Annotated in this window: 12 protein-coding genes; 7 read left to right on the forward strand and 5 right to left on the reverse strand. The window is 73.9% G+C overall.

Annotated elements, in window-relative coordinates; all coding sequences use genetic code 11:
- Window positions 1-64: 64 nt before the first annotated feature.
- Window positions 65-682 carry an RNA polymerase sigma factor gene (locus ACZ45E_RS30090; protein WP_468226531.1) on the reverse strand — a complete coding sequence of 206 codons (618 nt, stop codon included), beginning with the start codon at window positions 680-682 and terminating at the stop codon, window positions 65-67.
- Between the two features lie 156 nt (window positions 683-838).
- Here ACZ45E_RS30090 and ACZ45E_RS30095 point away from each other — a divergent pair, with 156 nt between their 5' ends.
- A complete protein-coding gene (locus ACZ45E_RS30095; protein WP_468226533.1) occupies window positions 839-1,819 on the forward strand; it encodes a MerR family transcriptional regulator in 981 nt (326 codons plus the stop codon).
- On the opposite strand, the gene ACZ45E_RS30100 is transcribed toward ACZ45E_RS30095, so the two are convergent.
- Window positions 1,794-3,167, reverse strand: a complete 1,374-nt coding sequence (locus ACZ45E_RS30100) for a cryptochrome/photolyase family protein (protein WP_468226536.1) — start codon at window positions 3,165-3,167, stop codon at window positions 1,794-1,796. The genes ACZ45E_RS30095 and ACZ45E_RS30100 overlap by 26 nt on opposite strands.
- Before the next feature lie 536 nt (window positions 3,168-3,703).
- The gene (locus ACZ45E_RS30105) at window positions 3,704-5,659 is read right to left on the reverse strand and encodes a hypothetical protein (protein WP_468226539.1); all 1,956 of its coding nucleotides are present in this window, start codon (window positions 5,657-5,659) and stop codon (window positions 3,704-3,706) included.
- 162 nt (window positions 5,660-5,821) lie between these two features.
- Between ACZ45E_RS30105 and ACZ45E_RS30110 the strand changes: the two genes are divergently transcribed.
- The 4 genes from ACZ45E_RS30110 (at window position 5,822) to ACZ45E_RS30125 (ending at window position 10,343) form a co-directional block, all read left to right on the forward strand.
- The gene (locus ACZ45E_RS30110) at window positions 5,822-6,271 is read left to right on the forward strand and encodes an ATP-binding protein (protein WP_468226541.1); all 450 of its coding nucleotides are present in this window, start codon (window positions 5,822-5,824) and stop codon (window positions 6,269-6,271) included.
- A gap of 89 nt (window positions 6,272-6,360) precedes the next feature.
- Complete coding sequence (locus ACZ45E_RS30115; RefSeq protein ID WP_468226543.1) at window positions 6,361-7,803, forward strand: FAD-binding oxidoreductase; 1,443 nt, start codon at window positions 6,361-6,363, stop codon at window positions 7,801-7,803.
- A gap of 313 nt (window positions 7,804-8,116) precedes the next feature.
- On the forward strand, window positions 8,117-9,400 hold the full coding sequence (locus tag ACZ45E_RS30120) for a polysaccharide deacetylase family protein (RefSeq protein ID WP_468226546.1): 1,284 nt from the start codon (window positions 8,117-8,119) through the stop codon (window positions 9,398-9,400).
- 67 nt (window positions 9,401-9,467) lie between these two features.
- Window positions 9,468-10,343 carry a universal stress protein gene (locus tag ACZ45E_RS30125; protein WP_468226549.1) on the forward strand — a complete coding sequence of 292 codons (876 nt, stop codon included), beginning with the start codon at window positions 9,468-9,470 and terminating at the stop codon, window positions 10,341-10,343.
- 11 nt (window positions 10,344-10,354) lie between these two features.
- On the opposite strand, the gene ACZ45E_RS30130 is transcribed toward ACZ45E_RS30125, so the two are convergent.
- Entirely contained in the window at window positions 10,355-10,552 is a 198-nt protein-coding gene (locus ACZ45E_RS30130; RefSeq protein ID WP_468226551.1) for a ferredoxin, read from the reverse strand.
- Window positions 10,553-10,557: 5 nt separating this feature from the next.
- Window positions 10,558-11,811 (reverse strand): cytochrome P450, encoded by a 1,254-nt coding sequence (locus ACZ45E_RS30135; protein ID WP_468226553.1) that lies wholly within the window; start codon window positions 11,809-11,811, stop codon window positions 10,558-10,560.
- A gap of 782 nt (window positions 11,812-12,593) precedes the next feature.
- Here ACZ45E_RS30135 and ACZ45E_RS30140 point away from each other — a divergent pair.
- Both ACZ45E_RS30140 and ACZ45E_RS30145 read left to right on the forward strand, forming a co-directional pair.
- The gene (locus ACZ45E_RS30140; RefSeq protein WP_468226555.1) at window positions 12,594-13,634 is read left to right on the forward strand and encodes an NAD(P)-dependent alcohol dehydrogenase; all 1,041 of its coding nucleotides are present in this window, start codon (window positions 12,594-12,596) and stop codon (window positions 13,632-13,634) included.
- 138 nt (window positions 13,635-13,772) lie between these two features.
- Window positions 13,773-14,996 (forward strand): cytochrome P450, encoded by a 1,224-nt coding sequence (locus tag ACZ45E_RS30145; protein WP_468226556.1) that lies wholly within the window; start codon window positions 13,773-13,775, stop codon window positions 14,994-14,996.
- The last annotated feature ends 175 nt before the right edge of the window (window positions 14,997-15,171 follow it).

The raw sequence follows: 15,171 nt of genomic DNA on the forward strand, positions 1-15,171 counted from the left end.
GGCGCCGACTCCGTCGAGGACGCGAGGCGGCAGGGTCCGGGTCGCCTCGCCGTCGCGAGGGCGGTCACACGAGGCTGTCCGGTACTTCGGGCGCGAGACCCCGCACGGATGCACCCGGGCCGGAGATTTTTCCGTACTCCCGAAGCCGGATGCGCAACCGCCCCATCCCGCGCCGCGCATGGCTCTTGACCGTGCCCAGCGGCCAACCCGTGCGGTCCGCGATCTGCGGCTGGGTCAGATCCTCGTAGAAGGCGAGCCACAGGACCGTGCGCTGCGGCACCGGCAGCCGTGCCAGTTCCTGGGAGACCAGCACCCGGTCGAGCGCCGCCTCCGTCTCCTCCACCGCCACCGTACGTCTGGCGGCCAACCCCTCCAGCAGCTCCGCCCGCCGGGTGCGCGAGGCCAGCGCGTCCGCGATGTGGTGCCGGGCGATCCCCGTCAGCCAGGCCGCCACCGAGCCGCGTTCGGGCCGGTACCCGGCTCGCCCGCGCCATGCGGCGAGGAACACCTGCTGCGTGACGTCCTCCGCGTCCCGGCTGTTCCCCAGCGCCCGCCGGGCGAGTTGGAACACCAGGGGACCCCACCGCAGGTACAGGTCGGCCAGGTGCGCCGGGTCCGCCCCGGCCGCCGGCCCGGACGACCTGGACGCGGTGCCTGTGTCCGGCCGAACCCCAGCGCTCATCAACGGTGTGTCAACCCCTCGCGACGTCCCCGGACTTGACCTTTTCCGGACGGGAACCGGACGGCCGGGACGCCTCCCCGTCCATGGACCGGTCATCCTGGAAACAGACGCGGTCGAACGGCAACTCGCGTCGTTTGTGCGTCGTATCGTGAGCCGATGAGCGAGAAGCGGGACGGGCGCGACGCGCCGACGACGGAACCCGGGGTCACCACCGGCGCCCTCGCCCGGCGGCTGGGGGTCTCACCGACGACCCTGCGCACCTGGGACCGGCGCTACGGCCTCGGCCCCGCCGAGCGGGCCGAGGGCCACCACCGGCGCTGGTCCCCGCAGGACGTCTCGGTCGTCGAGGAGATGTGCCGTCTCACGGCCACGGGCCTGCCGCCCGCCGAGGCCGCGCGGCTGGCCGGCAAACGCCAGGACAGCGGCCGTACCGCCGTCGTCCCGGGCCCGCGCCGCGCACCGGCGAGACCCTCGGAGGCAGCGCTGGAACGGGAGCGCCGCGGCCTGGCGCGCGCCGCCACCCGCCTCGACGCGGCCGCCGTGGCGGAGCTGCTGGCCCGGGCGGTGGCGCGGCACGGCCTGGTCGCCGCCTGGCAGGACGTGATGGCGCCGACGCTGCACGCGATCGGCCGCAAGTGGGAGGAGGCGGGCGACCGCTACGTCGAGGTCGAACACCTGCTGTCCTGCCAGGTCTCGCGCACCCTGCACCGTGGCGCCACCGCGCACGGCCCCACGGCCGTACCGCCGCTCGTCCTGGCCTGTGTACCAGCCGAACAGCACTCGCTGCCCCTGGAGGCGCTCAGCGCCGCCCTCGACGAACTCGGCCTGCCGCAGCGCATGTTCGGGGCGGCCGTGCCCGTCGAGGCGGTCGCGGCGGCCGTACGCCGGACGGGCCCGCGCGTCGTCGTGCTGTGGGCGCAGGCCCGGTCGACCGCCTCCATGCCGCTGGCCCGGCACCTCACCGACACCCGATGGGGTGTGCGCGGCGCCCGGGGCGGCCCCGCCGTGCTGCTCGGCGGGCCGGGCTGGGCGGGGCGCACGGTCCGCGGCGCGCTGCGCCCGGCGACGCTGCCGCAGGCGCTGACCAGCATCGAACGGCTCTACCCCGAACTCACCGAACGTCCCGCGCCCGTCTGAACCGGGCCAGCCCGTCGGCCAGTTCGAGCAGCGGCTCCGGATAGTCGTACGCGGCCCGGTCCTTGCCCGTCAGCTTCCACGGCTCGTGCACCGCGCGTCCGGACAGCCCCGCCAGCTCCGGCACCCAGCGGCGTACGTACGCCCCGTCCGGGTCGTAGCGCTTGCCCTGCGTCACCGGATTCAGCACCCGGTTGGGCCGGCTGTCGGTGCCGGTGCCCGCCATCCACTGCCAGTTCATCTGATTGTTGGCGATGTCCCCGTCCACGAGCAGGTCCAGGAAGTGCCGGGCGCCGATCCGCCAGTCGACGTACAGCGTCTTGGCGAGGAAACTCGCCGTCAGCAGCCGGGCCCGGTTGTGCATCCACCCCTCGTGGCGCAGTTGCCGCATGGCCGCGTCGATCACCGGGAATCCGGTACGCCCCTGCCGCCACGCCTCGATCTCCCGGCGCGCCGACCGCTCCCCGCGCCACCGGTCGTGCCGGGTGCGGTAGTCGTCGTGCGCGGCGGCCGGGCAGGCGGCCAGCACCTGGTGGTGGAAGTCCCGCCACGCCAGCTGCCGTACGAACGCCTCCGCGCCGGGGCCGCCTGCCGCCCGCGCCCGGTGGACCGCCTCGACCGGGCTGACCGTCCCGAAGTGCAGATCGGGGGAGAGCCGCGAGGTCGCGTCGCCCGCCATGTCGTCGTGCCGGTCCTCGTACGCGGCGATCCCCGAGCGCAGCCAGGCGGCCAGGCGCGCCCGGCCCGCCCGCTCGCCACCCTCGGCGAGACCCGGCGACACACCGGGGACGGCGTCGCGCCCGGGCAGCGGCTCCGAGCCGACGCCGTCCGGCACGGTGACGGCGCGCGGCGCCCGGTGCACGGCCCGCGTGGGCTGCCGCTCCCACTGCCGGTGGTACGGCGTGAACACGGCGAAGTGGTCCCTGGCCGCCGGGGTGACCGCGCCCGGCGGCACACAGGTCACCACCGCGTCGTGGACGATCACCTCGCAGCCGATGCCGTGCAGCGCGCTCCGCAGCCGGTCCTCCCGCCGCCGGGCGTAGGCGCTGACGTCGCCCGCCAGATGCACCGCGCACGCGTCCGTCTCGGTCACCACCTTCGCGACCTCCTCCGCCACGTCCCCGTACCGGACCACGAGCCGCCCGCCGCGCCGCCGCAGCCCCGCGTCGAGGTCCCGCAGGCAGTCGGCGAGGAAGGCCTCCCGGTTCGGCGCCGGGTACCCGGTCGCGGCGATCCCCGTGTCCCGGACGAAGAGCGGCACCACCGCGTCGGAGGCGTTCAGGGCGGCCCGCAGCGGCGGATGATCATGGACCCGCAGGTCGGCGGTGAACAGAACGACACGGACACGCACAGAAGTACTCCCGGCAGAGGTGAGGGAACAGGGACCGGCTGACCGCACCCAGCGGCACCTCACTCCTTTCCTCCTCCGGGACCTGCGCGGATGCATGAGTCCCGGGCCGACACGGTGTCCCGTGCATGGTCTCTCCGGATGCGGGCAAGCGCAGCACAAGGGACAACGGACGGTCACCGGGTGCGAACCGTCCGTGCGGTGCGGACGGTGTGGAGGTGTCGGCGATATGCAGACAAAGGTGTTGCGGCGATTTCCGGCGGGGGCGCCCCGTGGATCCTGGCCGGCGGAGGAGTACGCCGCGCGGCTGCGAGCTCAGGGACGGTCCGCGAAGGTAGTGATGGACCTGGATTCGGACGCGTTCCTGGTGGTCGCCGGGGATGGTGACGTACCTGGCTGACCGGGTGTCGGCCGGCGCCCGGGCAGCGCGGTGAGCCGACGGACCCCCACACTGGGCCCCCGTCCACACGGACGGGGGCCCAGCGCTTGTCCTGGCTCGACCTGCTTGTCGTGCTTCTCCTCGGTCCGGGCGGCGCCGCTCAGGAACCGACCTCCGGCAGCCGCTCCCCGTTGTCCAGCCGCGCCGTCACCCGAGCCGCGCCCCGCTCGGGCGCCCGCACGGCCAGCACCCGGCCGTCGCGTGCGGTGTCCACCGCGCCGCTCACCGTGATCCGGGCGACCGCACGGCTGCCCGCCGCCACGAGATACCAGTGCCCCTTCGGGGACTCCCACCGGGCGGAAGCCACCACGTGCTGCCCGAACCGGCTGCAGGCGGCCGTGGACCGCGCCCGCCCGACGACCCGGGCGGGCGCGGCGGCCGACGAGGCGGGCGCGCGCAGCAGCAGGGCCACGTCACCGGGGCCGCGCCAGGTCGAGGCGCGGGCGCACGACCACACCGCGTGGCCGCCGTCCTCCGGCAGCTCCTGCTCGGCGAAGTCCCACGCGTTCACGGCGCGCACCGCGCCGCCCCGCCAGGGTGTGAGCCCACAGGCGGTCCGCGCCCACGCCAGCAGGGCCCGGCCGCCCGTCGCCTCACGCGGCTGACGCGGCGGGGGCGTGCCGTGTCCTGGCAGCGGCGTGTACGTGAGATGCGCCGGCGAGAGCCCGCCGAGATCCGCGACCAGGAACGCATGGTGCTCCACGATGCGCGCGGAGGAACGCAGTTGCAGCACCGGCCGCCGGGCGCAGCCCCCCGCCGGAGCGACCGGCACGGCGTCGGTCAGCCCGTCCCCGGAGAGGTGCACGGGCTTCGCGGGGGTGTCGGGCCGCAGCAGATCACGCCGGGTGACCTCGGTGACCCATGGGGCGGTGAGGTAGCGGGCGGCGCCGTCGGCACGGGAGAGCACGACCGCGGCCGCGGTCGTCACATCGGCGTCGTCCACGCGGGCCAGATCGAGTGTGGCGCGCCCGTCGCCGACGGGGTCGGCGTACCGGGCCAGCCGGTCACCGTCGTGGAGCAGCACCACGCCGTGCCCGTCGACGTCCCCGGCGAACAGCAGCTGGGGCGTGCGGGGCGGCGCGTCCGCCGGAGTACCGGGCGTCCTCGTCACCGCGACGGCGCCCGAGGACGCCGCCCAGGAATCCAGGGCCCGCGCCAGCAACGCCTCGTCGCCGGTGCGGCCGCCCCGTGCGGGCCAGACCGTGAAGTCGACCCGGGAGGTGTCCGCCCACTCGTCCGCCGCCGCGCGCGCCAACCGGCCGGCGTCCAGGGCGCCCGCCCGGGCCGCGGTCGCGCGGGGAGCCGGGTGGCCGGCGGAGTCGCCGCCGGGCGTGGTGAGCACGACCGCCGTGATCAGGGCGAGCGCGCCCAGCGCCCAGGCGAACCGCCTGCGGCGCGAGCGCCGGATCAGGTCCGTGGGCCGCGTCTGCACCGAGCAGGCGTCGAACTCCTGGGAGCGCAGCAGAGCCTCGGCGGCGGCGCCCGCCCCGGCGTCGAGACCCGCGGCCTCCCGGACGACGTCGCCGGGGTCCGTCACCCCGGCTGCGCCCAGCAGAGCCGCCGCGCGGCCGGCGGAGAACCCGTCGACCCGGCGGAGCACGAACGCGGCCCTGGCCGGCGCCGACGCCCCGGCCAGCGCCTGTCCGAGGGCGATCTCCTCGGCGCCGCCGGCCCGCGGGAACATCCGCAGCCCCCACACCACGGGCAGCCGCGGCAGCAGCGCCCGGGGCGGCGGCAGCACCGCGGGCCAGCCGGCCGGGCGGTGCGCCCCGGCCAGGGCGGACCGCAGCACCCGCACCCGCAGGGCGTCCTCCGCGTCGCCCGGCCCGGCGCCCGCGGCCCGGGGGCCCGGCACGCGGACCGGCCGCGCGCCGGGCAGGGCGCGCTGGGCCGCCGCGTGCGCCATGAGCACCCTGCGGTGCCGGGACAGGGCGGCGGGAAGTGTCAGGTAGGCGAGGCGGACGAGCGCGGTGTACTGGTCGACCAGGGCGGCCTCGGCCCGCTCGGCGGCTATCCGGGTGCGCTGGGCCGGTCGGCCACGGCGAAGGGTCGGCATGGGCGGATCTCCCGCGTCGAAGGGCGTGATGGGCTTCGTCCTTCAAACGACCGCACCGTGTGACAGTCACACCACGATCCCGTAGGACTGCCTCGCCCGACTCGGGGTATCAGCATGCCTGCGGGGGCCTGACCATCACGGGCCCGATCGAAAGAGACGCGAATGATCGAGCATGTGGACGGGGCAGTGATCCCAATTGGCTTCGACACGCCTGTCGAGCCGCTGCGGCGGATGACGCAATATTCCGGCGAACCGGGCTGCATAGCGCGGGCCCGTACCTTCGCGGAGACGTTTCTGGCGCAGCTGACCCAGGAGTGGTGCGTCGACGTCGACCGCAAGGCCGCGGGAGACGTGCTCCTCGTCGTCAGTGAGCTGGTCACCAACGCGGACCGGCACAGCCGCGGCCCGTACGTCCTGGAGCTCGAAGGGACCGTGGGCCAGATCACGGTCGCCGTCTACGACAGCAGCGCCGCCGTGCCGCGCCGCTACCCCCGGGACCCGGGCCGGATCGGCGGCCACGGCCTGGAGATCGTGGACATGCTCGCCGAGGTCACCGTCGAACGGGTGCCGGTCGGCAAACGCGTGAAGGCGGTCCTCACGCTCCCGGCCTGAGGCGGGACAGGGCCCCCGCTTCCCGCCCGTCGATGTCGCTCCATCATGGTGTCCGGCAGTGACCCCGCGAACCAGCCGGTCACCCGCACATGCTCTGGAGGCACGACATCAACACGGCAGGAACCACGGCGGACACAGCAGACAAGGTGCGCGAACTGGCCGACGCGCTGCCGGGGAGCACCCTGGTCACCGATGCGGACGTACTCGCCTCGCTCGGCCGCGACGACGCCGAGTGGGCGCCCGTGGGCCGCCCGCTCGCGGCGGTCAGGGCCGGCTCCGCCGAGGAGGTGCAGGCGGTGGTGCGGGCCTGCGCGGCGCGCCGGATACCCGTCGTCACGCGCGGCGCGGGCACCGGTCTGTCGGGCGGCGCCAACGCGGTCGACGGCTGCGTCGTCCTCGACGTCTCCCGGATGAACCGCGTCCTGGAGATCGACCCCGAGAACCTGCTCGCCGTCGTCCAGCCGGGCGTCGTCAACAACGACCTGAAGGCCGCCGTCGCCGAGCACGGCCTGTGGTACCCGCCGGACCCGGCCAGCGCCCCCTGGTCCACGATCGGCGGGAACGTGTCGACGAACGCGGGCGGCCTGTGCTGCCTCAAGTACGGTGTCACCCGCGACTACGTCCTCGGCCTCGAAGTCGTCATGGGCGGCCCGGCCGGTGAGTACGGCAGCCGGGTCCGGCTCGGCCGGCGCACCACCAAGGGCGTCAGCGGCTACGACCTGACGAGCCTGTTCGTCGGCTCCGAGGGCACCTTCGGTGTCATCACGGAGATCACGCTGCGGCTGCGGCCCGCCCCCGTCGCCGAACCGCGCACGGTCGTCGGCGCCTTCGACAGCCTGGTCGCCGCCGGCGCCGCGGTCGCCCTCGTCACCCGTCGCGGCCTCGCGCCCGCCGCCCTCGAACTCCTCGACCGCGCCTGCATGGAGGCCGTCGAGGAGTGGAAGCACCTGGGCATCGAGCCGGGCGCCGAGGCGATGCTGCTGGCCCGGGTCGACGCGGCGGGCGACGCGGGCGCCGTCGAGGCCGACGCGGTGACCGCCGCCTTCCAGGAGGCCGGGGCGCTCTGGGCCGAGCAGTCCACCGACGCCGTCGAGGCCGAGGCGCTCTTCGACGTACGACGCCTCGCCTATCCCGCGCTGGAGCGGCTCGGCCCCGTCCTCACCGAGGATCTCTGCGTGCCGCGTTCGGCCGTGCCCGAGATGCTCGCCACCATCGAGGAGATCGGCCACCGGCACGGGGTGCGCATCGCCACCATCGCGCACGCCGGGGACGGCAACCTGCACCCGCTGCTGATCACCCCGCCCGGCGACGAGGCGGCCCGTGTCGCCGCGCAGGCCGCCTTCGAGGAGCTGCTCCAGGCCGCGATCGCCGCGGGCGGCACCGTCACCGGCGAGCACGGCGTCGGCCTGCTCAAGCGCGGCGGCATGCGCGCCGAACTGGGTCCGGCCGTCTGCTCGATGCAGCGCGCGGTGAAGCGGACACTCGACCCGCTGGACCTGTTCAACCCGGGGAAGGTCGTCGGCGAGGACTGACCTCCCCCGGGTCCGGGCCGGGTCAGCGCGGCAGGCCCGCCGGATCGGTGATGCCGGGCTCGTTCGTCGGGTCGTGGCGCGCTGCGTTGCCGCCGAGCGCAGATCGCCGGGCCGCCGCGGGGAACGCCGCTGCGCACATCCGGGGTGAGCGCCTGATGAAGCCGGTGTGGCCCCCGCCCCTCGGCCCGTCCTTTCGTACGGCACGCCGTACCAAATGGGCTGTTTATCCGTTTGTCGGATTTACGGTGCGGAGGTCGGTGTCCGTGAGGGGGGACACACAACGCGCCCTGACCCGGCGCGGACGAGGATGCGCATGAGTGGAATCAGCCGCAGAGGCGCGGCGCGCCTGGGGCTCGGCATCGGCCTGGGCGCCGCGGCCACGACACTCACGGGCTGCGGCAGCGGCGCGGAGGGCGAGCTGCCGCCGGCCGGCCCGGGGCGCCGTCCGGAACAGCCCGCGGGCCCGCCGAAGAAGGCCGCGCCCCTGCTGATCGGCGACGGCTCGACCGCGTACACCGGCGCGCAGCCCCGCCAGCCGGCCGCGGCCGTCCCGCTCGAAGCGGGCGAGCGGCCACCGCAGTTCGTCGTCTTCTCCTGGGACGGCGCGGGCGAGGTCGGCAACGGTCTGTTCCCGCGGTTCCTGGAACTGGCCCGCGAGCACAACGCCCACATGACCTTCTTCCTCTCGGGCGTCTACCTCCTGCCCGAGTCGAAGAAGCGCCTGTACAACCCGCCGAACAACCCCGTCGGCGCCTCCGACATCGGCTACCTCAGCGACGGGCACGTCAAGGAGACCCTGAACCACGTCCACCAGGCCTGGCTGGCGGGCCACGAGATCGGCACGCACTTCAACGGGCACTTCTGCGGCGGCCCCGGCTCCGTCGCCAACTGGAGCGCGGCGCACTGGCGCAGCGAGATCGAGCAGGCCCAGGCGTTCGTCAAGACCTGGCGCACCAACACCGGCTGGCACGAGCACCCGTCGCTGCCCTTCGACTACGACAAGGAGCTCATCGGCGGCCGTACGCCCTGCCTGCTCGGCCAGGAGAACCTGCTGCCGGTCGCCCGGGAGCTGGGCTGGCGCTACGACGCGTCGTCCCCCGGCGGCCTGCAGCGCTGGCCCGACAAGAAGCAGGGCGTATGGGACCTGCCGCTGCAGAGCATCCCGTTCCCCGGCCACCGCTTCGAGGTCCTGTCGATGGACTACAACATCCTCGCCAACCAGTCGAGGAACTCGACGCGGGCACCGTCCTCCAACTACCCGGGCTGGCGCACCCAGGCCACGCAGTCCTACCTCGCCGGGTTCCGGCGCGCCTACGAGACGAACCGGGCCCCGTTCTTCATCGGGAACCACTTCGAGGAGTGGAACGGCGGCATCTACATGGACGCCGTCGAGGAGACCCTCAAGCGGGTCGCCGACAAGAAAGACGTACGGCTCGTCTCCTTCCGGCAGTTCGTCGACTGGCTCGACGCGCAGGACCCGGCCGTCCTCGCCAGGCTGCGTACTCTGGGCGTGGGGGAGCGCCCGCCGGGAGGCTGGCCCCGCTTCCTGCGCCCGCAGAAGCGTGCGAAGGTCACCAGTGGACAACCGGCGAGGTGAGGCAAGATCGTCGGCGTGCCCTGCGAGGGCATGAGGGCGACGTAGTGACAGACCAGGAGGAGGCCCCATGAGCCGGCCGATCACCGCGGGAGTGGACGGATCACCCGAGAGCGCGGCAGCGGCCGCCTGGGCGGCGCGGGAGGCGGTGCGGCGCGAGGTGCCGCTGCGCCTGGTGCACGTGGGGACGCCCGCACCGCAGACGCCGGCCCTCGCCGCCGACGAGGACGTGCAGGCCCGGTGGGCCCGTGACCTCCTGGCCGAGACCGAGCAGGAGATCGCCGACCGGCACCCCGGACTCGCGACCACCACCGACGTCCTGGACGAGAAGGACGCCGCCGAGGCGCTGCTCGCCGTCGCCCGGGACGCGGAGCTGCTGGCCCTGGGGGCACGGGGCCAGGGTCGGCTCCTCGGTTTCCTGCTCGGCTCGGTCGGCCAGCAGGTCATCGCCCGCGCCGAGCGGCCCGTGGTGCTGGTCCGCGCGGACGACCGGGCGGCCGCGGAGGCGGCCGGACGCGAGGTGGTCGTCGGGCAGGAGGGCGACCCGCTGGACAGCGCCGCCGCCATGGAGTTCGCCTTCCGCACGGCGGCGGCCCGCGGCGCGAGCGTGCGCGCGGTACGCGCCTGGAGCCTGCCGCCGGTGTTCGCGTACAGCCCCGCCTCGCTGGAGCTGCTCGACGAGTCCGGCGGCATGGAACCGTACGAGAGGAAGGCGCTCGGCGAGGCCCTGGCCCCCTGGCGCGAGCGCTTCCCCGACGTGCCCGTCACCGAGCACGTGGAGATCGGCAGCGCGGGCCAGGTGCTGCTCTCGGTGGCACCCCGGGCGCAGCTCCTGGTCGTCGGGCGGCGCGCCCGCCGCACCGCCGTGGGCGCCCGGATCGGCTCGGTCGCCCACGCCGTACTGCACCACGCCCCCTGCCCGGTGACCGTGGTGCCGCACAGGTGAACGCGGGGCGGTCACGGTCCGGTGAGTGTCACCGCCCCCACCGGGCAGGCCCGTACCGCCTCCTTCACCATCGGGTGCTCCCCGGCCCGCTCGGTGGCGCCGGGGAGCACTTCGCTGAATCCGTCGTCGTCCTGCGTGAACACGTCGGGCGCCGTCAGCGCGCACATGCCGGCGCCCACGCAGCGCTCCTTGTCGATCTCGATCCGCACGGCGCTCACCACGCCACGGGCAGTTCGAGCATGCCCTGGATCGTGTCGCCCGGTTTGAAGGGGATCTCCTCGGCGGGGGCGGCCAGCCTGAGCCCCGGCAGCCGGGCGAAGAGGGTGTGCAATGCGATCTCCAGTTCGGCGCGGGCCAGGTTCTGTCCCAGGCACTGGTGGATGCCGAAGCCGAACGCGAGGTGATGGCGTGCCGAGCGGTCCCAGTCGAGAGCGTCCGGCGCCGCGAACGCCACCGCGTCCCGGTTGATCACCGAGGTCGAGAAGACCACGCCCTCACCGGCCCGGATCGTCTCCCCGGCCACCTCCAGGTCCTCGGTCGCCACGCGCAGCAGCCCGTCCGCGATCGACAGGTAGCGGAGCAGCTCCTCCACGACCACGGCCGTCGTGGTCCGCCCGGACCGTAGCGCGGCGAGCTGTTCGGGATGGCGCAGCAGTGTGAACGTACCGAGCGAGATCATGTTCGCCGTCGTCTCGTGCCCGGCGACCAGCAGGATCACCGCGAACGCGATCAGCTGGTCACGGTCGGGCGGCCCGTCCCCCGACCCGCGGTGGATCAGCTCGTCCAGCAGGCCCTCGCCCGGATCGCGCCGCTTGCGGTCGATCAGCTCGCCGAGGTACGTCTCCAGTTCGGTCCTGGCCCGCTCCACGTCACGGACGCCGGGCCCGCGCAGCAGCCGCCGCGAGCGCTCCTCGAAGAACTCGTGGTCGGCGTAGGGCACGCCCAGCAGCGCGCAGATCACCATGGACGGCACCGGCAGCGCGAACGCCCCGACGAGCTCGGCCGGCGGCCCCTGCCGCTCCACCGCGTCGAGCAGCCGGTCCACGGTCTCCTGGATCCGCGGGCGCAGCGCGGCGATCCGCTTCAGGGAGAAGCTCGGGATCAGCATGCGGCGCTGGGTGTTGTGCTCGGGATCGTCCACACCGAGCAGCGCCACGCGCCGCGAGCGCATCTGGGCGAGCCGCTCGGTCGTCGCCGGGAAGCCGGGCCGGTCCCGGTCGCTGGAGAGCCGCGGGTCGGCGAGCAGCTCACGGGCGAGGGTGTGCCCGGTGACGACCCGGACCGTGCGGCCGTCGTAGAGCGTGACGCGGCCGAGCGGGCCCGCCTCGCGCAGCGGTGTGTAGCCGGTGGGCGGCTGGTAGGGGCAGCCGCGGTCCTGGGGGAAGGAGACCCCGGCCCGGGCGGACGGGGCGGCGGGCGGGTCGGGGGTGTGGTCCTGGCGGGCCGGTTCCGTCGTCGATTGCGTCATGGATCGGATCGCCTCGCAGTGCTTGTCCGTGCGCGCGGAGCTGGTCGTTCCGCGCTCCTCGACCATTGGATGCCCCAGGCATCTACCGGGTCCACGGCAAGACCGGCCACTTCTGGCGGACGGGGTATCTGGCCGGTGCTTTTCGCACGTGTTCGATCCCGCGCCGCGTCGGCTCAGCTCGGGGAGGTGGCCGGGGCGGCGCGGTGGCCGCACAGGGGCGCCGCGGACGGCCGGAACCGTTCGGTGGGGCGACCGGAATCAGGCCGTCCGTGTGGGCTTGCGCCGCGTCCCCCGTGCGTCGTGTCCGACCTCACGCGGCCGCGGGCGAGGATGTGTGCGAAGCACGGTTGGTTGGCTGTTAAACTTTGAACGAAGGCCCCGACCGTTCTCCCCCGTACGGTCGGGGTCCTTCTCATTCTCCGGGCAGTGTGCCCGCGGCAGGGCGAGGCGGGCGTCGGCGGTAGCCGCTCCGACAGTCCTCGATCCGTGCCGTTCTCCCGCCGCCGGACCCGCTCCGCGGCAGGGCCTGTCGTCCCGTCCAAGGCGCTCGCCCCCGCTGCCGGAGGTTTCCGTCCCTCCCCGGACGCCCACACACGTCTCCTCCCCGCAGGCCGCACGCTCGCTGTTGCGCCTGGTCGTGCGCGCCGGGCGCCCGGTCGAACCACTCCACGACGACAAGTCCCCATGAGACGCGAGTCTCGGCGGGACATGTGTCCCATTGGGACGCGAGCGCGTTACGCTGGGATCGCGGGGGCTTGTGAGAGCGACGAAGGAGTCGAGCCATGAAGGCACTTCAGTACCGGACCGTCGGAGCAGCGCCCGAGGTCGTCACCGTCCCCGATCCGGAGCCCGGGCCCGGGCAGGTCCTCCTCAAGGTCACCGCCGCCGGCGTCTGCCACTCCGACATCGCGGTCATGAGCTGGCCCGCGGAGAACTTCCCGTACGAGCTGCCGCTGACCCTCGGCCACGAGGGCGTCGGCACGGTCGCCGGCCTCGGCGCGGGCGTGAGCGGCCTGGAGGAGGGTGACTCCGTCGCCGTCTACGGGCCCTGGGGCTGCGGCACCTGCGCCAACTGCGCGCACGGCAAGGAGAACTACTGCCTGCGCGCCGACGAGCTCGGCATCCGCCCGCCCGGCCTCGGCGCCCCCGGCTCCATGGCCGAGTACATGATTGTCGACGACTCGCGCCACCTCGTGCCGATCAACGGGCTCGACCCGGTCGCCACCGTCCCGCTCACCGACGCCGGCCTCACCCCGTACCACGCGATCAAGCGCTCGCTGCCCAAGCTCGTCCCCGGCTCGACCGCCGTCGTCATCGGCACCGGCGGCCTCGGCCACGTCGCCATCCAGCTGCTGCGCGCCATGACCGCGGCCCGCGTCATCGCCCTGGACGTCTCCGAGGACAAGCTCGCCCTCGCCCGCACCGTCGGCGCGCACGAGGCGATCCTGTCGAACGCCGAGGCCGCAGGGAAGGTCCGTGAGCTGACCGGCGGGCGCGGCGCCGAGGCCGTCTTCGACTTCGTCGGCGTCCAGCCCACCGTCGAGACCGCGGGCGCCGTCGCCGCCATCGAGGGCGAGGTCACCATCGTCGGCATCGGCGGCGGCACGCTGCCCGTCGGCTTCGGAGTGACGAACTTCGAGGTCAGCGTCACCGCACCGTACTGGGGCAGCCGCGGCGAGCTCATCGAGGTCCTCGACCTCGCCCGGGCCGGCGCCGTCTCCGTGCACACCGAGACGTACTCGCTCGACGACGCGCCCCTCGCGTACGAGCGACTGCACGACGGCAAGATCAACGGACGCGCCGTGATCCTGCCCAACGGCTGACACCAGCCGCGCCGACCGGCGATTTCCGGCCACGCCGTTAGTGCAGTTCTCAACTGTCGGCGCGGTGGGGGCTGTTCCGGGTGACGGGTGATCAATAGCCTGGAGGGCGGATCGTCCGTCACCCACTCAGGGAGCTCCATGTCCACCGCGCAGGTCCCCGACATCCTCTCGCCGGAGTTCGCCGAGAACCCCTACCCCGCGTACCGCACGATGCGTGAGTCCGCGCCCCTCTTCTGGCACGAGGCGACCAAGAGCTGGATCGTCTCGCGGTACGCCGACGTGGAACGCGTCTTCAAGGACAAACAGTCGCAGTTCACCACCGACAACTACGACTGGCAGCTGGAACCCGTCCACGGCAAGACGATCCTCCAACTCAGCGGCCGGGAGCACTCGGTACGCCGCGCGCTGGTCGCCCCGGCCTTCCGCGGCAGCGACCTCCAGGAGAAGTTCCTGCCGGTCATCGAGAGCAACTCCCGCGCTCTGATAGACCAGTTCCGCACCACCGGCGCCGCCGACATCGTCGGCGACTACGCCACCCGCTTCCCGGTCAACGTCATCGCCGACATGCTCGGCCTCGACAAGGCCGACCACGCCCGCTTCCACGGCTGGTACACCGCCGTCATCGCCTTCCTCGGCAACCTGGCGGGCGACCCGGAGGTCGCGGCGGCGGGGGAGCGGACCCGCGTCGAGTTCTCCGAGTACATGATCCCGATCATCCAGGCGCGCCGCGAGAACCTCGGCGACGACCTGCTGTCCACGCTGTGCGCCGCCGAGGTCGACGGTGTGCGGATGAGCGACGAGGACATCAAGGCGTTCTGCAGCCTGCTGCTCGCCGCGGGCGGCGAGACCACCGACAAGGCGATCGCCAGCATCTTCGCCAACCTCCTCGTCAACCCCGAGCAGTTGGCCGCCGTCCGAGAGGACCGCTCGCTCATCCCGCGGGCCTTCGCCGAGACCCTCCGATACACCCCGCCCGTCCACATGATCATGCGTCAGTCGGCGGTCGACGTGGAGGTCAGCGGCGGCACGATCCCCGCCGGAGCCACCGTCACCTGCCTCATCGGCGCCGCCAACCGCGACGAGAACCGCTACAAGGACCCCGACCGCTTCGACCTCTTCCGCGAGGACCTGACGGCCACGACCGCGTTCTCGGCCGCAGCCGACCACCTCGCCTTCGCCCTCGGCCGGCACTTCTGCGTCGGCGCGCTGCTCGCCAAGGCGGAGGTGGAGACCGGGGTGAACCAGCTGCTCGACGCCATGCCGGACGTCCGGCTCGCCGACGGGTTCGACCCGGTCGAGGAGGGCGTGTTCACCCGCGGCCCGCAGTCGCTGCCCGTGCGGTTCACGCCGCTGGCACCCTGAGCCGGCGGGCCGGCGGGTGTTAGGCTCGCCGTATGCATCGCTTCTCGTGCCTGACCTGGTGGCGCCTCGCTTAGAGGCGGCCACAGCCACGCACGAACCAATGGGCCGTCCCCGGACGGCCCTTCTTCTTTTCTCCCTGGAAGTCTGCCGTCCCGAGGGCGCCCACGACCACCGG

It is taken from the genome of Streptomyces sp. NPDC030991, assembly GCF_055571235.1.

Coding starts and splice junctions, on each gene's coding strand:
- ACZ45E_RS30090 (WP_468226531.1), bottom strand. CDS start 682: ATGAGCGCTGGGGTTCGGCCGGACACAGGCACCGCGTCCAGGTCGTCC.
- ACZ45E_RS30095 (WP_468226533.1), top strand. CDS start 839: ATGAGCGAGAAGCGGGACGGGCGCGACGCGCCGACGACGGAACCCGGG.
- ACZ45E_RS30105 (WP_468226539.1), bottom strand. CDS start 5,659: ATGCCGACCCTTCGCCGTGGCCGACCGGCCCAGCGCACCCGGATAGCC.
- ACZ45E_RS30110 (WP_468226541.1), top strand. CDS start 5,822: ATGATCGAGCATGTGGACGGGGCAGTGATCCCAATTGGCTTCGACACG.
- ACZ45E_RS30115 (WP_468226543.1), top strand. CDS start 6,361: ATGCTCTGGAGGCACGACATCAACACGGCAGGAACCACGGCGGACACA.
- ACZ45E_RS30120 (WP_468226546.1), top strand. CDS start 8,117: ATGAGTGGAATCAGCCGCAGAGGCGCGGCGCGCCTGGGGCTCGGCATC.
- ACZ45E_RS30125 (WP_468226549.1), top strand. CDS start 9,468: ATGAGCCGGCCGATCACCGCGGGAGTGGACGGATCACCCGAGAGCGCG.
- ACZ45E_RS30135 (WP_468226553.1), bottom strand. CDS start 11,811: ATGACGCAATCGACGACGGAACCGGCCCGCCAGGACCACACCCCCGAC.
- ACZ45E_RS30140 (WP_468226555.1), top strand. CDS start 12,594: ATGAAGGCACTTCAGTACCGGACCGTCGGAGCAGCGCCCGAGGTCGTC.
- ACZ45E_RS30145 (WP_468226556.1), top strand. CDS start 13,773: ATGTCCACCGCGCAGGTCCCCGACATCCTCTCGCCGGAGTTCGCCGAG.